This window comes from Catenuloplanes indicus, from assembly GCF_030813715.1.
Lineage (GTDB): Bacteria > Actinomycetota > Actinomycetes > Mycobacteriales > Micromonosporaceae > Catenuloplanes > Catenuloplanes indicus.
In genome coordinates this window covers 2,151,127-2,175,204 of record NZ_JAUSUZ010000001.1, presented here as the reverse complement: position 1 = coordinate 2,175,204, position 24,078 = coordinate 2,151,127, and the positions used below count along the sequence as shown (strand labels likewise).

General features: G+C 73.2%; 24 protein-coding genes. 8 read left to right on the top strand and 16 right to left on the bottom strand.

What is annotated here, in order from left to right; genetic code table 11:
- The first annotated feature begins 128 nt into the window (after nucleotides 1-128).
- The 4 genes from J2S42_RS09890 to J2S42_RS09875 are packed head-to-tail and all read left to right on the top strand — an operon-like array spanning nucleotide 129 to nucleotide 3,358.
- Nucleotides 129-620, top strand: a complete 492-nt coding sequence (locus J2S42_RS09890) for a sigma-70 family RNA polymerase sigma factor (protein WP_307237806.1) — start codon at nucleotides 129-131, stop codon at nucleotides 618-620.
- Nucleotides 604-1,647, top strand: coding sequence for a hypothetical protein (locus J2S42_RS09885; RefSeq protein ID WP_307237804.1), 1,044 nt, complete (start codon nucleotides 604-606; stop codon nucleotides 1,645-1,647). The genes J2S42_RS09890 and J2S42_RS09885 overlap by 17 nt, the downstream gene beginning before the upstream one ends.
- A complete protein-coding gene (locus J2S42_RS09880; RefSeq protein WP_307237802.1) occupies nucleotides 1,644-2,519 on the top strand; it encodes an ABC transporter ATP-binding protein in 876 nt (291 codons plus the stop codon). Before J2S42_RS09885 ends, J2S42_RS09880 begins: the two co-directional genes overlap by 4 nt.
- On the top strand, nucleotides 2,516-3,358 hold the full coding sequence (locus J2S42_RS09875; RefSeq protein WP_307237800.1) for an ABC transporter permease subunit: 843 nt from the start codon (nucleotides 2,516-2,518) through the stop codon (nucleotides 3,356-3,358). Before J2S42_RS09880 ends, J2S42_RS09875 begins: the two co-directional genes overlap by 4 nt.
- A gap of 490 nt (nucleotides 3,359-3,848) precedes the next feature.
- Here the strand turns inward: J2S42_RS09875 and J2S42_RS09870 are convergent, their stop codons facing one another.
- A complete protein-coding gene (locus J2S42_RS09870; protein WP_307237798.1) occupies nucleotides 3,849-4,397 on the bottom strand; it encodes a TetR/AcrR family transcriptional regulator in 549 nt (182 codons plus the stop codon).
- A gap of 100 nt (nucleotides 4,398-4,497) precedes the next feature.
- Here J2S42_RS09870 and J2S42_RS09865 point away from each other — a divergent pair, with 100 nt between their 5' ends.
- Nucleotides 4,498-5,235, top strand: coding sequence for an SDR family oxidoreductase (locus J2S42_RS09865; RefSeq protein WP_307237797.1), 738 nt, complete (start codon nucleotides 4,498-4,500; stop codon nucleotides 5,233-5,235).
- A gap of 90 nt (nucleotides 5,236-5,325) precedes the next feature.
- Here J2S42_RS09865 and J2S42_RS09860 read toward each other — a convergent pair whose 3' ends face one another.
- Nucleotides 5,326-6,117: a class I SAM-dependent methyltransferase gene (locus tag J2S42_RS09860; protein ID WP_307237795.1), complete on the bottom strand. Its 792-nt coding sequence runs from the start codon at nucleotides 6,115-6,117 to the stop codon at nucleotides 5,326-5,328.
- 31 nt (nucleotides 6,118-6,148) lie between these two features.
- On the opposite strand from J2S42_RS09860, the gene J2S42_RS09855 reads away from it, so the two are divergent.
- Nucleotides 6,149-6,580, top strand: a complete 432-nt coding sequence (locus J2S42_RS09855) for a helix-turn-helix domain-containing protein (protein WP_307237793.1) — start codon at nucleotides 6,149-6,151, stop codon at nucleotides 6,578-6,580.
- On the opposite strand, the gene J2S42_RS09850 is transcribed toward J2S42_RS09855, so the two are convergent.
- The 7 genes from J2S42_RS09850 to J2S42_RS09820 form a co-directional block, all read right to left on the bottom strand.
- Nucleotides 6,540-9,557 carry an AfsR/SARP family transcriptional regulator gene (locus J2S42_RS09850; RefSeq protein WP_307237791.1) on the bottom strand — a complete coding sequence of 1,006 codons (3,018 nt, stop codon included), beginning with the start codon at nucleotides 9,555-9,557 and terminating at the stop codon, nucleotides 6,540-6,542. The two genes, J2S42_RS09855 and J2S42_RS09850, sit on opposite strands and share 41 nt — an antisense overlap.
- Nucleotides 9,558-9,725: 168 nt before the next feature.
- Nucleotides 9,726-10,511: an SDR family oxidoreductase gene (locus J2S42_RS09845; protein WP_307237789.1), complete on the bottom strand. Its 786-nt coding sequence runs from the start codon at nucleotides 10,509-10,511 to the stop codon at nucleotides 9,726-9,728.
- 76 nt (nucleotides 10,512-10,587) lie between these two features.
- Nucleotides 10,588-11,151, bottom strand: a complete 564-nt coding sequence (locus tag J2S42_RS09840; RefSeq protein ID WP_307237787.1) for an NADPH-dependent FMN reductase — start codon at nucleotides 11,149-11,151, stop codon at nucleotides 10,588-10,590.
- Between the two features lie 205 nt (nucleotides 11,152-11,356).
- Nucleotides 11,357-12,625, bottom strand: a complete 1,269-nt coding sequence (locus J2S42_RS09835; protein WP_307237785.1) for an ABC transporter permease — start codon at nucleotides 12,623-12,625, stop codon at nucleotides 11,357-11,359.
- Nucleotides 12,622-13,311 carry an ABC transporter ATP-binding protein gene (locus J2S42_RS09830; RefSeq protein WP_307237783.1) on the bottom strand — a complete coding sequence of 230 codons (690 nt, stop codon included), beginning with the start codon at nucleotides 13,309-13,311 and terminating at the stop codon, nucleotides 12,622-12,624. The genes J2S42_RS09835 and J2S42_RS09830 overlap by 4 nt, the downstream gene beginning before the upstream one ends.
- Nucleotides 13,308-14,291, bottom strand: coding sequence for an efflux RND transporter periplasmic adaptor subunit (locus J2S42_RS09825; RefSeq protein WP_307237781.1), 984 nt, complete (start codon nucleotides 14,289-14,291; stop codon nucleotides 13,308-13,310). The genes J2S42_RS09830 and J2S42_RS09825 overlap by 4 nt, the downstream gene beginning before the upstream one ends.
- A 138-nt stretch (nucleotides 14,292-14,429) precedes the next feature.
- Nucleotides 14,430-15,338: a phosphatase PAP2 family protein gene (locus tag J2S42_RS09820; RefSeq protein ID WP_307237779.1), complete on the bottom strand. Its 909-nt coding sequence runs from the start codon at nucleotides 15,336-15,338 to the stop codon at nucleotides 14,430-14,432.
- A 110-nt stretch (nucleotides 15,339-15,448) separates the two neighbouring features.
- Here J2S42_RS09820 and J2S42_RS09815 point away from each other — a divergent pair, with 110 nt between their 5' ends.
- Together J2S42_RS09815 and J2S42_RS09810 are read left to right on the top strand one after the other, a co-directional pair.
- Nucleotides 15,449-15,787: a PadR family transcriptional regulator gene (locus J2S42_RS09815; protein ID WP_307237777.1), complete on the top strand. Its 339-nt coding sequence runs from the start codon at nucleotides 15,449-15,451 to the stop codon at nucleotides 15,785-15,787.
- Complete coding sequence (locus J2S42_RS09810) at nucleotides 15,784-17,148, top strand: hypothetical protein (RefSeq protein ID WP_307237775.1); 1,365 nt, start codon at nucleotides 15,784-15,786, stop codon at nucleotides 17,146-17,148. Before J2S42_RS09815 ends, J2S42_RS09810 begins: the two co-directional genes overlap by 4 nt.
- Before the next feature lie 411 nt (nucleotides 17,149-17,559).
- On the opposite strand, the gene J2S42_RS09805 is transcribed toward J2S42_RS09810, so the two are convergent.
- The 7 genes from J2S42_RS09805 to J2S42_RS09775 all read right to left on the bottom strand — a co-directional run bounded on the left by J2S42_RS09805 (nucleotide 17,560) and on the right by J2S42_RS09775 (nucleotide 23,898).
- A complete protein-coding gene (locus J2S42_RS09805) occupies nucleotides 17,560-18,315 on the bottom strand; it encodes an ATP-binding cassette domain-containing protein (RefSeq protein WP_307237773.1) in 756 nt (251 codons plus the stop codon).
- Nucleotides 18,308-19,573, bottom strand: a complete 1,266-nt coding sequence (locus J2S42_RS09800; RefSeq protein ID WP_307237771.1) for an ATP-binding cassette domain-containing protein — start codon at nucleotides 19,571-19,573, stop codon at nucleotides 18,308-18,310. Before J2S42_RS09800 ends, J2S42_RS09805 begins: the two co-directional genes overlap by 8 nt.
- Nucleotides 19,570-20,379 carry an ABC transporter permease gene (locus J2S42_RS09795; protein WP_307237770.1) on the bottom strand — a complete coding sequence of 270 codons (810 nt, stop codon included), beginning with the start codon at nucleotides 20,377-20,379 and terminating at the stop codon, nucleotides 19,570-19,572. The genes J2S42_RS09800 and J2S42_RS09795 overlap by 4 nt, the downstream gene beginning before the upstream one ends.
- A complete protein-coding gene (locus J2S42_RS09790) occupies nucleotides 20,376-21,329 on the bottom strand; it encodes an ABC transporter permease (protein ID WP_307237768.1) in 954 nt (317 codons plus the stop codon). The genes J2S42_RS09795 and J2S42_RS09790 overlap by 4 nt, the downstream gene beginning before the upstream one ends.
- Before the next feature lie 12 nt (nucleotides 21,330-21,341).
- Entirely contained in the window at nucleotides 21,342-22,832 is a 1,491-nt protein-coding gene (locus J2S42_RS09785; RefSeq protein WP_307237766.1) for an ABC transporter substrate-binding protein, read from the bottom strand.
- A gap of 8 nt (nucleotides 22,833-22,840) precedes the next feature.
- Complete coding sequence (locus J2S42_RS09780) at nucleotides 22,841-23,533, bottom strand: DUF1684 domain-containing protein (protein ID WP_307237764.1); 693 nt, start codon at nucleotides 23,531-23,533, stop codon at nucleotides 22,841-22,843.
- Between the two features lie 161 nt (nucleotides 23,534-23,694).
- A complete protein-coding gene (locus J2S42_RS09775; protein ID WP_307237761.1) occupies nucleotides 23,695-23,898 on the bottom strand; it encodes a hypothetical protein in 204 nt (67 codons plus the stop codon).
- Nucleotides 23,899-24,078: the final 180 nt, after the last annotated feature.

Genomic DNA, 24,078 nt, shown 5'->3' with positions numbered 1-24,078 from the left:
GTCTCGGGCGGATCCCGCGCAACGCGGCCGCCGGGGAGCCCGTTCCACCTAGCCTGCGGAGGCAAACATGCAGCTCAAAGGCCCTGTCACAGATGACCGGGCGGCGGTGCTTCGAAGGTGTGGAGGACATGGTGAGGGCCGACCTGGAGGAGATCTTCCGGGACGCCTACCCGAGGGTCGTGTCGGTCGCGGCCCGCGTGCTGGGCGGACGCGACGAGGCGGAGGACGTGGCCCAGGAGGTGTTCCTGTCGTTCGGGCGGTCGGCGGTGCCGGCCGGTGAGGCGACCGGCTGGCTCTGCGTCGCGGCCGCGCACACCGCGCTGAACCATCTGCGGTCCGGCCGGCGGCGCGCGGCCCGGGAGACCGGCGAGGCCGCGCCGGAGCCGGTGCCGGACGTCGCGGACGCCGTGGTCACCCGGGAGGAGCGGCGGCGGGTGCGCGCGGCGCTGGGGCGGTTGCCGCGCAAGCAGGCGGTCGCGCTGGTGCTGCGGCACAGCGGGCTCAGCTACGCCGAGATCGCGGCGGCCCTCGACCTCTCACCCGGCAGCGTCGGCACCACGGTCCGCCGCGCCGAATCCGCACTGCGCGAGGAGTTGATCCGTCATGCGTCATCCCGCTGAGGGCACGCTGCGCCGGCTCGCCGACGAGCCGTCCGCGATCGCCGACCCGGACCGCGCCCATGTCGCGTCCTGTCCCGAATGCCAGGAAAACCTTTCCACGGTACGGGAGGAGGCCGCGCTGGCCGGCGCGGCGCTGCACGTCGAGGCGGCGCCGGACGTCGATGCCGGGTGGCGGCGGTTGTCCGGTGCGTTCGCCGCGCCGATGACCGCGGCCGAGGCGGTCCGGGTGAGCCGGCGGCGCCGGCCCCGGTGGCGCGCGCCGCTGGTCGCGGTCGCGGTCGCGATCGCGCTGCTCACCGGCGCGACCGCCGCGGTGGCCACCGGCTGGCTGCGCGTCTTCCACACCGAGCGGATCGCACCGGTCACGATCAGCCAGGCGGACCTGCTCGCGCTGCCGGACCTGTCGGCGTACGGCGACGTGTCGCTGGTGGCGGCGCCGCACGTGCGCGAGGTGGCGGACGCGGCCGCGGCCCGGGAGGCCACCGGCCTCACCGTGCCGGAGGTGGCCGAGCTGCCGCGCGGCGTCTCCGGCGACCCGGTCTACCAGGCCGGTGACCGGGCGACCGCGATGTTCACGTTCGACGGCGCGAAGGCGGGCGGGCCACCGGAACTGGACGGCGCCCGCTTCCGGCTCACCGTGGGCCCGGGCGTCGCGGCGGTCTGGGCGGAGGACCGCGGCGTACCCGCGCTGATCGTCGGCCGGGCCGTGGCACCGGCCGCCTACTCGGACTCCGGCGTCGGCTTCGCGACCGCGCGAGACCACCTGCTGTCGCTGTCCGGCCTGCCCGCGGACGTGGCCGCGCAACTGCGGGCGTTCACCGGCGACGGCACCACGCTGCCGCTGCACGTGACGGACGAGAAACTGACCAGCGCGCCCGCGGACGTGAACGGCGCACCGGCCACCGTGCTGGCCTCCCGGGACGGCGTGCTCGCGGCCGTGATCTGGGTCCGCGACGGCGTGGTCACGGCCGTGGCCGGGTCGCTGTCCACGGACGAGGTGCTGACCGTGGCGCGAGGACTGCGGTGAGCCCGGCCGTCTGGGCGGACGGTCTGCGCAAGCGCTACCGGAAGCGGGTCGCGGTGGACGGCGTGTCGTTCACCGTCGGCCGCGGCGAGGTGCTCGGCCTGCTCGGCCCGAACGGCGCCGGCAAGACCACCGTGATCAAGATGCTGCTCGGCCTGGTCCGGCCGGACGCGGGCGAGACGATGCTGCTCGGCCGCCCGTCCCGGGAGCCGCGCGCCCGGGCCCGGGTCGGCTACCTGCCGGAGCTGTTCCGGTACCAGCCGTGGCTGACCGCGTCCGAGGTGCTGCGCCTGCACGCCCGGCTGGCCGGGACCGCCGGGGACCCCGGCGTGCTGGACGCGGTCGGGCTCGCCGACCGCGCCGACGACCGGGTCGGCGGCTTCTCCAAGGGCATGCAGCAGCGCCTCGGCCTGGCCGTCGCGCTGGTCGCCCGCCCCGAGCTGGTGGTGCTGGACGAGCCGACCAGCGCGCTCGACCCGATCGGCCGCGCCGACGTGCGCGACCTGCTGCTCGCGCTGCGCGACAAGGGCGTGGCGGTGCTGCTCAACTCGCACCTGATCGGCGAGGTGGAACGCGTCTGTGACCGGGTGGTGATCCTCGACCGGGGTCGCGTCGCCGCGTCCGGCACGCTGCCCGAACTGCTCGGCGGCCGGGAACTGCGCCTGCACCTGGACGGCGTGGCCCCGGCCGCCGCGGACCGGCTCGGCGGCACCGCGGCGGTCCGGGACGGGGACTGGTGGACGATCGCGCTGCCGGACGACGTACCCGCGCTGGTCTCTGATCTCGTGGGTCTGGGGGTTCGCGTGCACGCGGTCGAGCCCGGCCGGATCAGCCTGGAGGACCGCCTGCTCACCATCCTGCGAGGAACCCGATGACCACCGTGCTCACGATCGCCGCGCTCACGCTCCGCGAGGCCGCCCGCCGCCGCGTGCTCCGCTCCCTGGCCGTGCTGACCGTGCTGCTGCTGTCGCTGAGTGCCTGGGGCTTCACCCGGATCGACGCCGAATTCGGCGGCCTGACCAGCGGCGAGTCCCGGTTCGCGGCCGCGCTCGTGCTGAACCTGGTGATGTTCGGCCTGAGCCTGATCGCCGCGCTCGGCACCGCGTTCATGGCCGGCCCGACGCTGGCCGGCGAGACCGAGACCGGCATCGCGCTCGCCGTGCTGACCCGCCCGGTCCACCGCGCGTCCGTCCTGCTCGGCAAGTGGCTCGGCCTGGCCGGCTTCGGCACCGGTTTCGTCGCCGTCGCCGGCGCCGCACAGCTGCTGATCGTGCTGGTCACCACCGGTTACCGGCCCCCGGCCCCGGTCACCGGCCTGGCCCTGCTCGCCGCGCAGGCCGTCACGCTGCTCACGCTCGGCCTGCTGCTCTCCACCGTCATCTCCCCGATGGCCTCCGGCATCGTCGCGGTCGGCCTGTTCGGCGCCACCTGGATCGCCGGCGTCATCGGCGGCCTCGGCGCCGCCCTCGGCAACGACAGCGTCCGCCGCATCGGCACCGTCTCCCAGGCCCTGCTCCCCACGGACGGCCTGTGGCGCGGCGCCATGAACGCGTTCCAGGACCCGTCGTTGCTGCGTAGTTTCAGCGAGGCGTTCGAGGGCCACCCGTTCCTCAGCTCCGCCGCCCTGACCCCCGGCTACCTGACCTGGGCCGGCGTGTGGGTGTTGCTGGCCCTGTCCCTGGCCGCGGTCGCGTTCCAGCGCCGCGACCTCTGAAAGAGTCCACACCGGACGCTCCCGCTCCCGGTGCGGTGCGGCCCGCACGCTCGGAGCGGGCCAACCGCGCGGAGGCCTCCGACTCCGCCGGCGCTCCGCTCCGGCCGCCGCGGCGGAGCCGGTCCCGCCGCCGGTCACCGAAACTGCACGCAATCCGCGTGGTGGGTTGCGGTGGCCGGGCGGTGCCTGATGGCGCCGCTGGTCACCGAAGCCCGCGCGACTTCTGTGGGCGGATGCCGAGGTTCGTGCGGAAGGGCGAGCCCGTAGCGGAGCCGGGCACCGCGTGCCCGGAATTTCCGCATGAAATGACCGCGTGCCTGCCTCGGCCCGCCCGTTGATCTCGATCGACGTCGATCACGCAGGATCGGCAGGGCGGCGGACCGGGGAGGCGGCGGCCGGCGGCGGGGTGGGATGGCCGTGTTCCGGGCGCGCGCGGGTGTGGCACCGTGGCCGCGCGAGGAGGCCGCGGGCGAGCGCCTGGTGGGTGGCGTCAGTGCGTGGGGCGCAGGCCGTCCAGGATGACCTCGAGCATGCGGTGGGAGCGCTGTTCCCATTCCGGGTCCTGGGCATCGCCGTGCCAGAGGAAGCTGACCAGCAGCAGCAGGTCCTCGGCATCCACGTCCGCGCGGATCTCGCCGGCCTCGCGGCCGGCGGTGAGCAGCCGGTCGATCGCGTCGGTGATCGGGCGGTAGTGCTCGGCGGCCAGGTCGGCGCGGGTGGCCGCGTGCAGGACGGACGCGAAGCTGTGCTTGATCCGGCCGAACGCGCCGAGCCGGTCGAGCCAGAGGCGCAGCGCCTGCCGTGGCTCGTGAGTGGCCAGCAGTGAGCCGGCCGCGTCGACCACCTCGGTGACATCCTGCCGGTAGACGGCCATCAGCAGCGCCTCCCGGGTGGGGAAGTGCCGGTAGAGCGTGCCCTGGCCGACGCCGGCCTTCTTCGCGATCGAGTGCAGGCTGACATCGGCCGAGCCGGTCAGCTCCTCGCGCGCGACCGCCAGCAGTCGCGCCCGATTGTTCTCGGCGTCCGTGCGCCGGGTCATGCCGCCTCCCTGGGCGTCGCGTTGGCTAATCGGACAACTGTCCGCTAACGTTGGGGGTGTTGGCGGACAGCTGTCCGGAACCAAGTCTAAGGGGTGCACCATGTCCGGAATCGACGGCAAGGTGATCGCGGTGACCGGCGCGTCCGCCGGTATCGGTGAGGCGACTGCGCTGCTGCTGGCCGAGCGCGGGGCGCGGGTGGTGCTCGCCGCCCGGCGCACCGACCGGATCGAGCGGCTGGCCGCCCGGATCACCGAGGCCGGTGGCCACGCCGCGTTCGCCGCCACCGACGTGACCCGCCGCGACGACCTGACCGCGCTGGTGGCGCTGGCCCGTTCCCGGTTCGGCCGCCTGGACGTACTGGTCAACAACGCCGGCATCGGCCCGATCTCGCCGATGGACGAGCTGCGGGTGGACGAGTGGGACGCGATGATCGACGTCAACCTGCGTGGGGTGCTGTACGGCATCGCGGCCGCGCTGCCGGTCTTCCGCGAGCAGCGGACCGGCCACGTGGTCAACGTGGTCTCCACCGCCGGTCTGCGGATCAGCCCGACCATGGCCGTCTACGCGGCCACGAAGAACGCGGTCCGCACGCTCTCCGAAGGACTGCGCCAGGAGGCCGGTGAAAACCTGCGGGTCACCGTGGTCTCACCCGGCATGACCCGCACCGGCTTCATCGACGGCATCGCCGACGACGGGATCCGCACCGACATGGCCGCCACGGTCGACCGGGTCGCGATCCCGCCGTCCGCGATCGCCGAGGCCATCGCGTTCGCCATCGCCCAGCCCGCCTCCGTCGACGTCGGCGACATCGTCGTCCGCCCCACGGCCCAGAACTGACCGGCCACGCCGCCGCGGGTGTGCAGCCCGGGATCGACCCGGCCACGCCGCCCGCGCGCCGGCCGGGACTGACCGGGCGTGGGGACGTCGTCAGGACGGGGAGTTGCGGGCGGTGAGGAGCCAGCAGGCGGCGGTGAAGCGGACCCGGTCGCCGTGGACGAACGGGGCGAAGGCCGGGCGGACCGCGTCGATCACGGCGGCGCGGATCGCATCGTCGACGCCGGGGCCGGCGAGCGTGAGACCGACCGGGCCGAGCCGGGTGAAGTAGCCGGTCAGCTCGCTCGCCGGCATCGTGCACTCGACGTCGATCGGCGCCAGGCCGACGTCGCTCCAGCCGGCCGTACGCAGGATCGGCGTGACGACGTCCGGGTCGGCGAAGGCGAACTGACCGGGCCCGTCCGGGCGGCGTACCGGCAGATCGGGCAGCAGGGGAGCGGCCGCGCGCTCCGCGGTGGTCATGAACGGGTTGTCAGCCGCGGAGCGCCAGACGACGCAGCGCAGCGCGGCACCGGGCCGGGCCGCGCGGTGCAGATTTGTGAACGCCCGCACCGGGTCGGCGAAGAACATCACGCCGAACCGGGACATGATCACGTCGTACGACGCGGGCGCGAACGGGTGCTCCTGCGCGTCCGCGTGCAGGAACGTGGCGGGACCGCCCCGGGCCCGGGCCGCGTCGATCATCCGGGCCGAGACGTCGACGCCGGTGCAGTGCCCCAGTGCGCGAGCGGCCGCGTGCGTGGTGCTGCCGGTGCCGCAGCCGACGTCCAGCACGTCGCCGCCGGTGAGCGGCGCCACGAGTAGATTCTCCAGCGGGCGGAAGAGCGCGTCGAGCAGGTCCTGCGCCTGCGCCCAGGCATCGCCGGAGTGACCGTTCCACTGCATGATCAAGGCCCCTTTCGAAGGAGTCACCACCGTGTCACCTCAGGCGGACTTGAGGTCAAGCACGCTCGACATCGCCGAGGTCGCGGCCCGGTCCGGCCTGTCCGTCTCGGCGCTGCGCTACTACGAGGAGAAGGGCCTGATCGCGTCGTCCGGGCGGAAGGGCCTGCGCCGGCAGTTCACCGCGGACGTGCTGGAACGGCTCGCGCTGGTCGCGATCGGCCGGGACGCGGGCTTCACACTGGACGAGATCGCCGGCATGTTCGGCCCGGACGGCGAGCCGGCCATCGACCGGGCGCTGCTGCGCATGCGCGCGGACGACCTGGACCGCACCGTCCGCCGGCTGACCGTGCTGCGTGACGGCCTCCGGCACGCGGCGGCCTGCCCGGCGCCGCGGCACCTGGACTGCCCCACGTTCCGGCGGATCATGACGAGGGCGATGCGGCCGCGACCTGCTTCGAGATGAGCGCGTTGAGCTCCGCGACGCGCGGTGCGTGGCCGACCGAGAGGTAGATGTCCCGGGCCTCGCGCCAGGCGTGCAGCGCTGCCGCGGGCGAGATCGGGGCCTGCGCGTCGCCGAGCGTGCGCAGCGCGTCCGCGAGGAACGTGCCCCAGCCGCGCTGCCGCCACAGCCGTACCGAGGCGGAGAGGTGGTCGACCGCGCGGCGGTGGTTGCCGTCCGCCAGCTCGACCGCGCCCAGCACGCCGAGCGCGTCCGCGGTGTGGTGCGGCAGGTTGTACTCGCGCGCGATGGTCAGCGCCTCGGTGGCGTACCCGCGGGCGGGCGGGCCGGGCAGGTGCGCGCGGGCCAGTGTGAGCAGCGTCAGCACCTCGGCGTACCGGTCCTGGTACGTCCGCAGCACGCGCAGCGACTCGTCGAGCGCGGCGATGGCGGCGCCGGTGCGGCCGGCGCGGGTGTTGAGCACGCCGATGAACTGCAGCACGGTCGCGACGTACCGCTGGTTGCCGACCTCGCGGGCCACCCGCAGCGCCACGGTCAGGTGGTCCTCCGCGACCGCGAGGTCGAGCGACTCGCCGTGCACGACCGCGGCCGCGACGTGCGCGCGGGCCTGCCCGCCGAGGTGGTCGTGCTCCTCGGCCAGCCGGATCGCCAGCTCCGCGGCCTCGGCGGCCTCGCCGTAGGTGCCCTTCGCCGCGAGCGCCCACGCCTTCATCACGGCCGCGTCGGACAGGCCGGGGCCGTGACCGACCGACTCGAACAATTCCGCGGTCTGTTCCGCGTCGGCCAGCATGCGGTCCATCGCGCCGCCCGGGTGATCGACCTCGTGCCAGGCCGCGAGCTCGGTGAGGCCGCGCAGCATCACCGCCTCGCCCAGCCGGTGCCCGGCGGCCCGGCACGCCGCCAGTACGTAGTCGCTGGTCGCGCGCCAGTCGATGTAGATGCCGCGGATGTCGAAGTGCTTCTCCATGCAGCCGGCCAGGTCGAACGCGGCCTCGATCTCGCCGGCGTCGCAGGCGTGCCGCACCACGGCCAGCAGCGCGAGGCGTTCGGCCGCGAACCACTCGATCGGATCCACCTCGTCAGGAACGGGCACGGTTACGGCCGGGAACGTGCCGTGGATGGCCGCGTAGCACGGCCCGGGGATCAGCGTGGCCATCCGGCGGGCCAGGCCCAGGTAGGCGCCGAAGCCGGCGCGCAGCACGTCCGTACCGTCGGAGGGCTCTTCGGCCTGTGCGCGTTCGCGCAGGTAGAGCCGGACCAGGTCGTGGAAGCGGTATCGGCCGGCGCCGGTGGCGTCGGTGCCGGCGTCCAGCAGCAGGTGCGCGTCGACCAGTCGTTCCAGCAGGTCCTCCGCCTCGGCCGCGGGCACCCCGGCCACGGCCGAGGCCAGCCAGGACGGGAAGTCGGGCACGGTGAACAGGCTGAGCCGGCGGGCGAGCAGCTGCCCGGCCGCGCCGATCGCGCGGTAGCTGGACGCGATCGACGTGCGCACCGCGAGGTCACCGGCGACCAGGTGGTCCAGCCGCCGCTGCTCGTTCTGCAGCGCGGTGGCCAGCCGGGACATCGGCCACGCGGGCCGGGACCGCAGCCGCGCACCGGCGATCCGCACGGCCAGCGGCAGCCGCCCGCACAGCCGCAGGATGGTGGCGCTCTCCGCCGGCTCGCGCGCCACCCGCTGCGGCGCGGCGACGCGGCCGAGCAGCGACGCGGCCTCGTCGTCGGAGAAGACGCCGAGCTGGACGCGGCGCGCACCGGCCAGCCCGTCCAGACCGGCCCGGCTGGTGACGAGCGCGACGCAGGAGCCGTCACCGGGCAGCAGCGGGCGGATCTGCGCCTCGTCCGCGGCGTCGTCCAGCAGCACCAGCACGCGGCGGCCGGCCAGCCGGGACCGGTACGCGTCCGCGCGCTCGGTCAGGTCGATCGGGATCGCGCGCTCGTCCACGCCCAGCGCGCGCAGGAACCGGGCCAGCACGTCGCCCGGCTCGACCGGCCGCGCCTCGGTGCCGCGCAGCGTCGCGTAGAGCTGCCCGCCGGGGTAGTCACCGGCCGCGCGGTGCGCCGCATGCACCGCGAGCGTGGTCTTGCCGACGCCGCCCATCCCGGTGATCGTGACCACCGGCAGCGGCCGCCCGGCCGGGGCGAGCGCGGCATCGAGCCGCGCGATCTCGGCGTCGCGGCCGGTGAAGTCCACGATGTCCGGCGGGAGCAGCGCGGGCACGACCGGTGCGGCGGCCGGGCCGGCGTCGTCCTCGTCGGCGCGCAGGATCAGGCGTTCCGTCTCCTGGAAGGCCGGGCCGGGTTCGAGGCCGTGTTCGTCGGCGAGGAACCGGCGCAGTTCCCGGCCGGCTGCGAGCGCGTCGGCCCGGCGGCCGCAGCGGTGCAGCGCCAGCATCAGCGTCACCCAGAGCCGTTCCCGGGTCGGCTCGTCGCGGGCGGCGCGGGTCAGGTCCGGCACGATCTCCCGGTGCCGGCCCAGTTCCAGCTCCGCCTCGTAGAGGTCCTCGCAGGCGCTCAGACGCTCCTCGCCGAGCTGGAGCCGGGCCGCGGCCACGTAGGCCCCGGCCGCGTCCGCGAGTGCCGGGCCGTGCCAGAGCGCGAGCGCCTCGCGCAGCAGCGGCACCCGTTCACTGACCGCCGCGCCGCGGGCCCGTGCGGTCAGCGCGGCGAACCGCAGGTGGTCGGCCTGGTCCTCATCGGCGTGCAGCAGATAGCCGGCCGCGCGCGTGGTCAGCTCGAGGGCACCGCGGCCGGCCCGCCGGATCGCGGAGATGTCGGCCTGCAGCTGGTTGCGGGCGGTGGCGGGCGCGGCGCCGCCCCACAGCGCCTCGGTCAGCGCGGAGACCGTGACCACCCGGTTCGCGTTGAGCAGCAGGCAGCCGAGGACCGCGCGGTGCCGGGGTCGCGGCAGCACGGCGGGCGCGTCGTCGAGCCAGAGCTCCACGCCGCCCAGGATCCGGAATCGCACGCGCGAACCTGGCATCGAGCCAAGCCTATAGCGGCGGACAGGACGACACGCCGCCCGGATCCCCCCTTGTCCCGGACAGCGCGCGCCGTGTGGCGAACCGGTGCGGGAACGCCCCGTGTCGCACCGAACCGGCTGTCCCCCGATCGTCGGTCATCGCGCTCATACGAACGCTATACACCCGGTTCAGCGCGGCAGATCGTGGCGGCGGTGCGTGGCGCGCTCGACGACCGCGACCGGGAGCAGCCGGCGCAGCGCGAAGACGAGCGGTGCGCCGCTGCCCACGGCGTACCGTTGGCGGGGTCTGGGGTCCTCGATCGCTTTCAGCACGGTGGCGGCGACCCGGGCCGGCGGCGTGCCGGCCCGCTCGTTGCGGCGCAGCGCGGCGAGCATGGTGGCGAAGTCGCGCGCGTGCGGGGAACCCGGCGCGACGAACGTGGTGCGCCGCTCGCTGATCCCGGTCGCGATCGCGCCCGGCTCGACCGTGGTCAGCCACACGCCGAACGGCGAGAACTCGTGGCGTGCGGCGTTCGCGAAGCCCTTGATCGCGGCCTTTGACGCGGTGTACGCCGAGCGGTAGGCGACCGGGAACGACGCCAGCATCGACCCGATCATCACCACCCGGCCGTGGCCGCGTTCCCGCATGCCGGGCAGCGCGAGCTGCGCCAGCCGTACCGGGCCGAAGACGTTGGTCTCGAACAGCCGCCGCAGCATGTCGCCGGGCAGTTCCTCGAACGGCGCGGACTGGCTCTCACCGGCGTTGTTGACCAGTACGTCCACGTCGCGCAGCACCGGCGCGAGTGCCTCGACCGAGGCCGGATCGGTCAGATCGAGCCGCAGCATCTCCACGCCCGGGACCTCGCACGCGGACCGGCTGGTGCCGAACACGCGGTAACCGCGCGCCGCCAGCAGTTCCGCGGTCGCCTTTCCGATGCCCGAGGATGATCCGGTGATCAGCGCGGTGCGGCTCATCGCAGCACCATATATCGATCGCCCTCGGGGGCATGCCGGCGGAGGGCTCCCCGGCCGGGGAGCCCTCCGTGTCCACTCAGGCGGCGCGGACCGTGGCCAGCGCGGTCGACCAGGCGATGAGCTGGTCGAACATGGTGTTGAGGACCGGCTCGTGCTGCGGACCCGGCGTGAACTGGGTCCAGTTCGTGAAGTCGGTGGCGAACGACAGCGACACCTGCGCCCGCACGTCCGCGACCTGCAGCTCGCCCATCACCAGGCGCAGGTGCTCCACCGCGCGCGCTCCACCGGCCGACGCACCGTACGAGACGAAGCCCGCGGCCTTGTTGTTCCATTCGTTGTACACGAAGTCGATCGCGTTCTTCAGCACGCCGGACGGCGCGTGGTTGTACTCCGGGGTCACGAACACGTACCCGTCGAGCTCCGCGACCTTGGCGCTCCACCGCCGGGTGTGGTCCTTCGTGTACTGGCCCATGGACGGCGGCACCGGCTCGTCCAGGTGCGGCAGGTCGTAGTCGAGCAGATCCACCAGCTCGAACTCCGCGCCGCCGTGCTTCTGCGCCAGCTCCAGCACCCATTTCGCCACGGCCTCGCCGTTCCGGCCGGGCCGGGTGCTGCCGAGGATGATGCCGATCTTCGTCATGTGCTTTCCGTCTTCCTTGAGCGTTGCCCTGCGACCGCCGCGGTGTCCTCGACGGCAAAGACGATCGTGCATCCAGAAAGTTGTCATATCAACTACTTGGGCGCTCAGGAGACCATCGCCACAGTCTTCATTCCAGCCTCCTAGGATGGACTAGGTGGGGTGAGGTGGGCGGCCCGGAGTGGGCCACCCACCGACGGTGGAACGGTCAGGCACGCATCACGGTGGCGATCGGGATGCGCGCCGCCCGGAGCGCGGGCACGAACCCGCCGAGAATCCCGGCGACCAGACCGGCCACGATCCCCGCCACCGCCGCCTCCCACGGGAACTGCAGATCCGCCAGGACCGGGTCGGTGCCGCCGATGAACCCGGCGGCGACCTCGAGCGCCCCCGCGGCGAACCCGATCGCCGCCCCGGCGGTCAACAGCCCGGTCAGCAGCGTCTCGGCCAGCACGATCCCGGCCAGCAGCGACCGGGGCGTCCCGACCGCCCGCCGTAGCGCGAACTCCTCGACCCGCTCACCCACGGTCGCCAGGCCCACGTTGAGGACTCCGGCCACGCCGATCAGCAGCACGAACGCGGACAGGCCGAGGAACAGCAGCCGCATCAGCCCGATCTGGTCCTGCAGATCCTCGCGGGACTGCACCTCGTAGGGCGCGAACTCCATGCCCTTGGCCCGCAGCTTCGACGACAGCACCTGCTCCACCGGCGTCTGCCCGTTCAGCAGCACCTGGATGCCCGCGTTCTGGGTCGACGTCCACTCGGTCAGCTCGTCCATCCGGACGTACGCCTGCGGCCATCCCGTGCCGTCGTCCACCACGCCGACGAACTGCGGCGTGACGCTGCCGCCGGTGCCGCCGTCGATCCGCAGCGCGGCCGGCACCGGGTACAGCCGGAAGCCCTCCGCCGCCTCCTTGTTGAGCACGATCCGCGGCGACAGCGACGGCACCGTGCCGAACGTCAGCCACTCCCCGCTCAGGTGCCGGAACGGCCGGAACGTGCGCACGTCACCGGTGAGCGCGTTGAGCTGCACCGAGATCGCCCGGCCGATCGGCGGGCAGACCTGCTCCGGGCCGGTCTGGTTGCAGAACTCGGCCGGTCCCTCGGTGACCGCGTCCTGGTACGTGCCGCTCGGTCCCGTCTGGATCGGGCTGACGCCGGACTCACCGATGGTGGCCTGCACCTGGACGAGCGCGACCGCGTCCGCGCGCCCGGCCACCGTGTCCGCGACGAGGTCGACGGTGCCGGCCGGGCCGCCGTACAGGTCCGCGACGCGGGTGCCGTCGTACCCGCTGGTCAGTTCGATGTCGGAGAGCAGCGCGCGTTCCGCGATGCTGGCTCCGGCCTGGACCGCGACGACCGCGAGGATGCCGAGGAACAGGCTGACCATGGACAGCAGCGTGCGCAGCTTGCGGGCGCGGATGCCCTGCATGCCGATGATCAGCGCGGACCGGTTCCGTCCGGAGAGACGTCTCATGCTCGGACCCGTTCGGCCAGGACCCCGTCGGTGAGGTCGCAGATGCGGCTCATCCGGGCCGCGTGGTCGCGGTCGTGGGTGACCAGGATGAGCGCGCAGCCGCGCCGGGTAGCGCCGAGCAGCGTGTCGATGACCGCGGTGCCGGTCTCGGTGTCGAGCGCGCCGGTCGGTTCGTCGGCGAGCAGGATGCGGGGTTCGCGGACCAGCGCGCGGGCGATCGCGACGCGCTGCTGTTCGCCGCCGGACATCTTGGCCGGCCGGTTCTTGGCCAGGTGCGCGATGCCGACCTGGTCGAGCGCGCCGAGGACGCGGCGGCGGCGTTCCCGGCGGGGGAGCCAGCCCTGGCCGTTGACCAGCGCCATCGCCACGTTCTGCGCCGCGGTCAGGTGTTTGAGCAGGAAGAAGCGCTGGAAGACGAAGCCGAAGTGGGAGCTGCGCAGCTTCGCGGCCTTGCGCTCCGGCAGCCGGTTGATCTCGCGGCCGTCGAGCAGGTAGCTGCCCTCGTCCGGCCGGTCGAACAGGCCGACGATGCTGAGCAGCGTGCTCTTCCCGGAGCCGGACCGGCCGACGATGGCCAGGCTCTCGCCGGCGTCGACGCGCAGGTCGACGCCGTGCAGGATGGTGCGTCTCTGCTGCTGGCCCTTGAGGGTCTTGGTGACGCCGGCCAGTTCGATCAGCGCACTCATCCGACCGTCCCGGGGACCAGCACCGCGCCGCCGCTGGCCGGGTCCTGCACGGGCGCCTGCGCCTCCGGCAGGTTCGGCCCCGGGATGGCGATCTTCTCGTCGCCCTTCAGCCCGGACTTGATCTCGATGACCTTGCCGTCGGTCAACCCCAGGGTCACATCCACGGTACGGCGTTGCTGCTCGCCGTCGACGATGTCCACCTTGCCCTTGCCCTGGCTGCCCGCGACCGCCTCGACCGGCAGCACGAGCACGTTCGTGGCCTTGCCGGTGATCATCTCGAGCGTCACGTCCACGCCGTTGATCAGCTTGACGTCCTTGGCCGCGGTGCAGACGAGCCGGAGCCCGGTGGCCTCGGAGCCGGTCTGTCCCGGCGCCTGCGCCTCCGGCGGCGTGGTGCCGGTGGGGCCGGGCGCGGGCGCCTCCGGGATGGTGCCGGCCGGCAGCGCGGAGATGGCGCCGAGCGGCTTGCAGTCGAACGGCCCGGGACCGTTCTTGATCTGCGCCTTGACGGTGCCGACGTTCGCGGCGAGCCGGTACGCGTGCTCGGTGGTGATGTCCGCGACGATGCCGTAGCCGGCGTGCTTCGCGGAGACGACCGGCATGCCGGTGGTCACCCGCGCGCCGTCGGTGAGCAGCCGTCCGGCCAGGATCGACCCGGCCGGGATGGTGACCTCGTGCGGTTCGCCGTCCTTCCAGACGCTGGCCACCCACAGGTCGGCGGTGGCCGGCTCGGTCGCGGGTTGCCGGTCGAGGTAGCGGATCTCGCCGTCGACCGGCGCGGTGATGCCGAAGACCGGGTCGATGGTGACCTTGCCGGTCAGGCTGATGGTGTTGCTGAGGTCCTGGCGGGTCGGGGTCACCGTGGTGAGCACCGTGCCCGGTGCCTCCAGGGACGGCGTCCCGGCCTCGTCGTCGGCGGGGAGCGAGCATCCCGCGAGCAGCGTGAGCGCCCCCAGGATCGGCAGCCAGCGTCTACCCACATGTCCTCCATCACTGAGCGTGATCGAACGGTAGCCGGGTCTCATCGATGCACCGGCCGGGCAGACCCTACAAGAACAAGGCAATCCGGTGGGGTACGCGGGGAGCACCCCCGCGTACCCGTGACGCTGCGTATGTGGTCAGTCCTCGACGGACGCCATGAACCAGACCGCGGCCAGGATCAGCGCGAAGCCCAGCACCGTGGTCGCGATCAGCACCGCGCGCGGGTGGCGGGCCAGCGGCGCCGGGCCGTCGAGCCGCAGCCGCAACGCGGGCAGCCGGTCCGCGAACGCGACCGTGGCCAGCCAGGCCGCGCCCAGGATCCAGCCGGCCAGCACGTCCGTCGGGTAGTGCACGCCGAGGTAGACGCGGGACAGCCCGATCCCGGCGACGAGCAGGCCGGCGGCGACCCACGCGGTCGCGCGGACCGTGTGCGACGCGGTGGCCATGCAGACCAGCCAGGCGACCGTGCCGAGGACCACCATGGACGTGGTCGCGTGCCCGGACGGGAACGAGAAGCCGTCCTCCACGACCGCGCGCAGCAGCGGGTCCGGCCGGTCCCGGGCGATCAGCGCCTTGATGCCGGTGACCAGCATCGCGCCGCCGCCACCGGCCAGTGCCGCGATCAGCGCGGGGCGCACCGCGCGCAGCCGCACCGCCACCGTGATCGCGGCCGCGGCCAGCAGCAACGTGAGCCCGATCTTGCCGCCGATGTCGGTCAGGCTGATCACGAGCGTGTCCCGCCAGGCCTCGCGCTGTTCCGCGACCCAGGCCACGACCGGGCGGTCGATCACGGTCAGGTCGTCGCCCTCCAGTACCGCGTCCATGATCTCCAGGAACACGTTGAGCAGCGTCGCGACCAGCAGCAGCCCGGCCGTCGCGACCAGCAGGCTCGGCGGGACGCGGGCGAGCACCCAGTCGAGCGCGTTCCGGCCGCGCTGCACCCGGCGCAGCCGTCGCGCGGCCGGGCGGCCGGCCGCGACCGCGCCGAACGCGACCAGCACCGTCAGGAGCGCCAGGACGACGCTGATGATCGTGGTTCCGCTCATCGGTCCATCCTGCCTCGCCGGCCCGGTTCCTGCCGGGACGGCCACACCATAGTCAGAGGCTCTGAATATCTTCTTGCCCTGATATTCAGAAGGTCTTTATATTGGGCCGCATGCACGAAGCCACGCTGTGGATCCTCTCCGCGCTCGCCGACACACCCCGGCACGGGTACGGCGTCATCCGCGAGGTGCAGCGACTCTCCGACGGTAAGGTCCGGCTGCTGGCCGGCACGCTCTACGGCGCGCTGGACCGGCTCGCCGCCGACGGGCTGATCGCGGTCGACCGCGACGAGCTGGTCGGCGGCCGCAACCGGCGCTACTACCGGCTGACCGGTGACGGCGAGGCCGCGCTCGAGGCGGAGAGCGAGCGTCTGCGCCGCGCCGCCGAGGCCGCCGCCGCGCAGCTCGCGGCCCGCCGCCGGCTCGGCCACGCGCACCGGATCGCCTGGTGACGCCGCCGCTGCCGCACCGGCTCGCCGCGCTCGCGTTCCCGCCCGGGCCGCGCCGCGAGGAGCTGCTGGACACGCTGGCCGAGTCCGGGGCGCGGCTGGGCGTGCGGGAGGCCGCCGACATCCTGTGGCACGGCGCCCGGGCCCGGCTCGGGCGGCCGAAGAACCCACTGGTCGTACCGTTGGCGGTGCTCGTGATGATCCTTGGCGCGTTCGCCGGCGCGGTCGCCTCGACCCGGGTCGCGTGGCTGGCCGTGCCCGCGCTGCCCGGCGGTGACCGGGCCGCCGCGCTCAACGACCTCGTCTTCCCCGGCCTGCACGTCTACGGCGGCGGCGACGTGCCCGACTTCGTGTCCGCGCCGGACGCCGAGGGCGGGCCGATCCACGGCTACGTGACATACGTCGTCGAGCACACCGACGCGACCCGCGACGTGGCTGCTTACACCGCGGGCGCGCGCGAGCGGCTCACCGCGGCGGGCTGGACCGTTCACGACCTCGTGGCCATCCCGGGCGAGCCGGCCGACCCCGGTTTCTGGGCCCGGCGCGACGGCCTGGTGCTCGAGTTCGCCACCCACTACTGGCCGGACCTTCCCGCCTACGACTCGGACGGCAGCGTCTCCTACTCGCTGAGCCGCGCCGCGCCGGAGTGGATGCGGTGGGCCGCGCTGCCCGGCGCGCTGGCCGGTGTGATCGTCGCGTTCCTCGCGTTCGGCTGGGTCAGCCGGCGCACCGAACACGGCGACGCCCCGATCGGGCCGCTCGCGATGTTCTGGGTGCTGCCGCTGCCGCCGGTGCTGCTGTTCGGGTGGCAGGGCGTGACGATCTGGTGGTCCGGCCCGGAGCCGGGCTACCCGCCGGTGATCCCGTTCTGGCAGCCACTGGTGTACGACTTCGCGGCCGGGCCGACGTACCTGCTGATCTTTCTGACCCTGGGTGCGCTGCTGGTCGCCGCGTGCCGGCGGCCGTTCCCGTTCGCGTTCGTCGCCCGGCATCCCCGCCGCTGGCTGGCCGGCGCGACGACGGCGCTGGTCGCGGGCGGTGCGGTGTGGGTGGCCGGTGCGCTCGGCCCGTGCGGCATCCCGGCACCGGCGGCCGCCGCCCCGGACAGCACCACGGCCCAGGTGTACGTCTCCCCGGCCGCCACGGAGGACCAGCGCAACCTGATCCAGGCCGCGATCGGCCGGGCCGGCGGCAGCCCGCTCTGGCGCGGCGCCGACAGCCGCGCGGGCACCACCACGCTGTCCATCGGCTGCACGAGTGCCACGCCGTGGTTCGACGTGAGCTGGACGGTCCCGGGCATGTTCGAACGCCTCCAGCACCAGGCCGGCTCCGAACCGGGTGTGGTGGCCATCCGGGCGGGCTGAGGTTCCGCTTTGGCCGGCACCGGCTTGGACGGCATCCGGCACGGCGGACTCCGCGGACTCCGCGGGTTGCGGCGCGGTGCCTCGGCCGGCTCGCGGCGACAGACCCGGCCGGCCACGCGGGCTTCGCCGCCCGTGCGGTTGCCGCGCGCGGGTCGCCGCCACGTGCGGGTTGCGGCCGCGGGCTTTGCCGCCGCGCCCGGGTTGCGGATATGCGCGCGCGGGTGGCTTCGTGGGTAGCGGCTTTCGCGTGGGCCGGTGCCGTGAGCGCTTTGCTGTCGCGAGCGCCGCGGCCCTGCGCATCTCGCTGCCGGAGCGTCTCGCGTCACACCCGAGCGCGAAACCGACATATACGCATTAGGGCTATATCCGGCCCGCGCCGCATGAAGCCCGGGCGGGCCGCCGTGGGGGTGTTCATGGCAGGCGGGGCACGCTGCTCAGGAGACGCTGGGTGTACGGGTGGGACGGTGCGCCGAGGACGGCGGTGGTGTCGCCCTGTTCGACGATGCGGCCGCGTTCCAGCACGGCCGTGTGCGCGCAGAGCGTGGCGACCACGCCGAGATCGTGGGAGACCAGCAGCAGCGTCAGGTCGCGGGTGGCGCACAGCTCGGCCAGCAGGTCGATGATCTTCACGCGGGTGGTCAGGTCGAGCGCGCTGACCGGCTCGTCGGCCAGCAGCACGCGCGGGTGGCAGACGATGGCGCGAGCGATCGCGATCCGCTGCCGCTGTCCGCCGGAGAACTCGTGCGGATAGCGGGACGCGGCGTCGGACGGCAGGCCGACCGACTCGAGCGCCTCCGCGACCCGGCCACCGATCTCCGCCCGCCCGGTCGCCACACCCAGCCCGCGCAACGGCTCCGCCACGATCCGGTCGACGCGCTGCCGCGGATCCAGCGACGAGTACGGATCCTGGAACACGGTCTGCACGCTGCGCCGATAGTCCCGCAGCCGCCCACGGTGCAGCGGCACCCCGTCGAACCGGACCTCCCCGGACGTCGGCCGCGCCAGCCCCAGCAACAGCCGCAGCAACGTGGTCTTCCCCGCCCCCGACTCACCGACCAGCGCCACGCTCCGCCCTCGATGGACAGCCAGCGACACGTCGCTGAGCGCCGGCACCCCGGCCCGGTAGGCGAATCCGGCCGCGGCAGCCTCGATGATCGGCTCAGTCATGCGCATCCCCGTCGCTGCTCTTGCGAACGCCTTCGTCGAAGGCGATGACCGCCCCGGCACCGCCGCCGGACGCGGCACCGCTTCCGGCCGGTTCCGAGCGCTCCGCGGACCCGGCATCCCCATCCCGATCAGCCGCGGTGCCGCCTCCCGGCCCCGACTCGGCACCGCCGCCGGAACCCCCCGCGCGGCCGGCGGAAGCAGACGGTGCCGCAGGACCCGTGGTGCCCGGTGATGGCGCAAGACCGGCGGCCGCGGGATCGGCGGTGGCCGGCGAGGCCGTGGGATCGGCGGTGGTGGGTGATGTCGCGAGGGCGAGGGCCGCGTCGAAACGGCGGGCGCCGGCGACCAGCATGCGGGTGTAGTCGTGGGACGGCGAGCCGATCACGGTCGCGGCCGGGCCGGACTCGACCACCCGGCCGTCGCGCAGTACCAGCAGGTGGTCGGCGACGCGGGCCGCGACCGGCAGGTCGTGTGTGATGAACAGCAGCGCCATGCCGCGGTCGCGGACCAGGCCGTCGAGCAGGCCGAGGATTTCCGCCTGCACGGTCACGTCCAGCGCGGTGGTCGGCTCGTCGGCGATCAGCAACCGCGGCCGGCAGGCCAGCGCCATCGCGATCGCCACCCGCTGCCGCTGCCCGCCGGACAGTTCGTGCGGGAAGGACCGGGCCGCGTCCGCGGGCAGCCGCACCTCGTCGAGCGCGGCCGTGACCGCCGCGTCCAGCGCCGGGCCGCGTAGCTTCCGCCAGCGCCGCAACGGTTCCGCGATCTGCTTCCCGACCCGCATCAGCGGATCCAGCGCGGTCAGCGGCTCCTGGAACACCACGGCCGCGACGCCACCACGAGCCCGGATCCGTTGCCGCTCCGGCGTGCCGACCATGTCGATCACGGCCGCGCCACGACCCGCGGTGGCGCTCGCCGCACCGCGGGTCGAGCGGCCGTCCGCCGCGGCGCCCCGCGCGGTGCCGCTCGCCGCACGGCCGGCGACGGTTGCTGCGCCGGTGCCGGTGGCCGCCGGCCGGCCGGTGGCCACCGGGTGCGCGGCACTGTCGGCGGAGCCGTCGAGGAGCGCGGAACCGGTGGCGGTCAGGCCCGGTGGGAGGAGGCCGGTGACCGCGAGCGCGGTCAGCGACTTGCCGGAGCCCGATTCGCCGATCAGCCCGACCCGCGCGCCCGGCGCGACCTCGAACGACACGTCGTGCACGAGTTCGTGGCCGCCGCTGCGGACGGTCAGGCCGGAGACGGACAGCAGCGCGGTCATCGGGATCTCCGGCGGGTGGGGTCGGCGAGGTCGCGGAGGCCGTCGGCGGTCAGGTTGATGCCGATGACCAGGGCGACCAGGGCCAGGCCGGGGGCGATCGCGGCGGTCGGGGCGGTGAGCACGGTGGCCTGGGCCTCGAAGAGGAGGCGGCCCCAGGACGCGTTCGGCGGCGGGGTGCCGAGGCCGAGGTAGGACAGTGACGCCTCGGCCAGGACCGCGAGGCCGGCCTGGAGCGCCAGGTTGACCAGCACGACCGGCCAGATGTTCGGCAGGACGTGGGTGATCACGATCCGCGGCCACGATACGCCGGAGATGCGGGCGGCGGTGATGTAGTCACGGGACAGCACCTGCTTGACCAGGATGCGGGTCAGCCGGGCCACGATCGCGGCCATGGCCAGGCCGATCGCGAGGACGGCGGCGCCGAGGGACGCGCCGAACCCGGCCACGATCAGCATGGCCAGCAGCAGTGTCGGGAACGCGATCAGGATGTCCAGCGTGACCGCGACCGCGTCGTCGAGCCAACGGGACGCGAAACCGGCCAGCAGTCCGAAGAGGACGCCGAGGACGCCGCCGACCGTGACCGCGCCGAGTGCGGTGCCGATCGCGATCCGGCCGCCGATCAGCAGCTGGGTGAACACGTCGCGGCCGAGCTTGTCGGTGCCGAGCCAGTGGTCGCCGGACGGCGGGGACAGCCGGCCGCCGGTGGTGTCGTCCGGGGCGTACGGCAGCCACAGGTACGACAGCAGCACCGCGCCGCCGATCACGCCGATCAGGACGAGTCCGGTAAGCAGGTGCAGGCGCCTCATGACCGGCTCCGCAGCAGGCGTGGGTCGGCGACGCGCTGGGCGACGTCGCCGAGGAAGCCGACGGCCAGTACCGCGAACGTGCTGACCAGCATGACCCCCTGGATGACCGGGTAGTCGCGCTGGGCGATCGCGCGGGTGAGCATGGAGCCGAGACCGGGCAGCGCGAACACGCTCTCGATCACGACCGCGCCGAGGAACGTGGTGGCCAGCTCGATCGCGAGGACCGCGATGACCGGGGCTGCCGCGTTGCGCAGGCCGTGTCGCCACATCGCGGCGGGCAGTGACGAGCCGAGCGCGCGGGCGGTGCGCAGGAAGTCGCTGCCGAGCACGTCGAGCGTGGCCGCGCGTACGTACCGGATCAGCGACGCGGACATGACCAGCGCGATCGTGAGGACCGGCAGGACCAGCGCGGTCATGGCCGCGGCCGGGTCGGACCAGCCGCCGGCCGGGAAGCCGCCGGCCGGGAGTGCGCGCAGGTTCAGCGCGAAGATCGTGACGAGCAGCAGACCGAGCCAGAACGCGGGTACGGCCAGCCCGAGCTGGGCGACGCCGTTGAGCAGCGGGCCGTCCCACTTCTCCGCGCGGTAGGCGGCGAGGAATCCGATCGGGACCGCGATCAGCACGGCCAGCACGAAGCCGGCGAGCGTGAGCGGCACGGTCACCGGCAGCCGCGCGGCGATCTCCGGCCCGACCTCCAGGTTGCTGATCAGCGACCGGCCGAGGTCGAGGGTGACGGCGTCACCGAGCCAGGAGACGAACTGCGCGGCCACCGGTTCGTTCGTGCCCAGTTGGTGCCGGGCGGCCTCGATCTGCGCGTCGGTCGCTCCCACGGAGAGCAGCGCGTTGACCGGGTCGCCCGGCAGGAACCGGAGCAGGAGGAACAGCACCACGCTGGCGAGGGACAGCGATGCCAGCAGCAGCGCGGTCCGGCGTACCAGGTAGGTGATCATGATTTGCGGAACTCAGCTCTTCACGATGTCGTACACGAAGAACTGCGAGTTGCGGCCGTTGAGCGGGTAGCCGGAGAGGTCGGCGGAGGCGACCACGATCTGCGGGTAGAGGTACAGCCAGTCGCTGGCCGCCTCCTCCGCGATGATCTTGTTCGCCTGCTTCAGCAGATCCGCCTGCGCGGCCTCGGTCTTCGCCGCCTCGGCCTGCTTCACCAGGTCGGTCACCGTAGCGTTGGCGTAGCCCCAGTAGAAGTCCGGGTTGCCGTACCAGACCACGTCGCGGTCGTTGACGTGCTCCTGCATCGTGGCCTGGAAGTCGCGCTGCTGGTAGACCTTCGTGTACCACTCGTCGGACGTGATCGTGTTGATCTCGACGGTGACACCGATCTTGGCGAGCTCGCTCTTGATGAACGTGGCCGCGGTCGGGTGCGGGTCGTAGTTCGGCGTGTCCAGCGTGAACGTGAAGCCGTTCGGCTGGCCGCCCTCGGCGAGCAGGCGCTTGGCGGCCTCGACGTCGTAGGCGTTGACCGCGGTCAGGTCCTCGTACCACGGGTCGCCGGGCGGGACCATCGAGCCGATCAGCGTGCCGTAGTCGCCCCAAACGGAGTTGAGCAGCTTCGCGTTGTCGATCGCGGCGCTGACCGCCTTGCGCACCTGCACCTTGTCGAACGGCGCGACCCGGTCGTTGAACGCCAGCAGCAGCTTCGTCGTCGACGTACCCTCGTTGATCTTGTATTGGGGGTTGGACTCGAACTGCGCGAGCGCGTCCGGGGACTGCTCGCTGGTCACGACGTCCACCGCGTTGGTGAGCAGCGCGTTGTTCAGCGCGGTCGCGTCCGTGAAGTAGTGGAAGACCGCGCCCGCGTTCTTCGCCTTCGTGCCCCAGTACGCGTCGTTGCGGGTCAGTGACAGCGTGGCGCCGCGCTTCCACTCACCGAGCCGGTACGGGCCGGTGCCGTCCGCGGTCGTGGTCAGGTCGCCCGCGGCGGTGTTGACGATCCACACGTAGCTGAGGTTGTAGACGAACGAGATCGACGGCGCGGAGAGCGTCACCGTGACCGTCCTGTCGTCCGGCGTGGCGATCTCCTTGACCACCGCGAGGCTGGATTTGCGCGCGGACTTCGACGTCTCCGCGGTCACCCGCTCGATGCTGGCCTTCACGTCCGCGCTGGTCAACGCCTTGCCGGAGTGGAACGTCACGCCGTCGGCGAGCGTGAACGTGTAGGTCAGCCCGTCCTCGCTCGCGGTGTGCGCGGTGGCCAGCAGCGGCTCGACCGTACCGGTGTCGGTGAGCGTGAACAGTCCTTCGTAGACGTTGCCGTTCAGCGCCTCGGTGACGCCCTGGCCGCCGCCCGCGGTGTTGTCCAGGTTCTGCGGCTCGTAGACCGAACCGATGTTGATCGTCTGTGCCGCGCTGTCGACGGGGGTGTCGTTCCCGCCGCCACCGCAGGCCGACAGCAGCAACGCCGAGGCGGCCGCGACGGCTATCCAAGCCCTTTTCACTGGAACTCCTAGTAAATGGTGAAACCGTTGGTGAAGACGGGAAGCTTCTCGCCGGCCGGGACCGGCAGGTGCAGGCGGTTCTGCGGCGGCGGCATCGGGCAGTTGAAGTGCGCGGAGAACCCGCACGGCGGCACGTAGGCACGGTTGAAGTCGAGCGTCACCGTGGTCGCGCCCGGCTCGCGCGGCACGGACAGGAACCGGCCGGGTGCGTAGACGCCGTTGCCGGTGAGCGCGTCCGCGAAGACCAGCAGCAGCGTGCCGCCGTCGTCGAACGCGCTGAGCGTGTAGTCGCGGCCGTCCAGCGTCAGCGCGATGTCGCCGGGGACGGCCAGCTCACGCGTACCCCCGTTGTCCTTGATGTGTTCGAACGGGATCTTCCGGGCGCCGGGGACCTCGGTGTAGGCGGCCTCGAGGACCCACGCCGGGTCGTAGTCGAAGCGGTCCACGTGGTCGAACGCGTTGATCGCGGCGGAGTCGGCGTCCCAGAGCCGCACGCCGCGCTCGGTCTCGCCGGTCAGCGGGTCGGTGCGGCGCAGCCGGGTCGCGGTCACCGTGTCGCGCTGCCCGGCCAGGGCCGCGTCCGGGTCGTCGGCACCCCACCGGGTCTCGATCAGCGCGAGATTGCCCTGTGGTGCCGTCAGCCGCGCGTGCCGCGCCCGCTGCCATTCCAGAAAATCATCCGGCGGTACGACGAGCGCCATGCCTTTCACGCCTCCCGGCTGTGGGTCCTGTCCGTGACGCCGAGAAACCTACAACGTCGGTAGGTTTAATTGACAGTCCGCGCCACGGTTGGTGACGCGGACGACTCGGCTACCGGTCAGAACGCGCGGCAGGAGACGTTCTTCCTGGTCGGAGACGTGATTCAGGACGCAGGGGTGCGGCCGTGCGGCCAGTCCGGGTCGGTGGTCTTCGGCGGCGGCGCCGGGTCGTCCGGATCGTCGAGCGGCGGGGGCCAGTCGGGATCGGTCGGCGTCGGCGGCGTCGGCGGCTCGCCGGGATCGGCCGGTGGCGGCGGATCCGACGGCGCGGTCATGTCCAGTGTGTCCACCGCATCGACGATAGTCATGGTCCGCAAATTCGAACCGTGCGTGTTTGATACAGCTACCGATTGCGATAAAGCACGCTGAGCGGTTTGTCGGGTACTCAGTGTAGTTGCGCGAATTTATCGGGGAATGCGCAGCTCACGGCCGTGATCGCAGATCTTGGCGAAGAAATCGAGCCGGACGGCATCTACATTCCGCGCCCC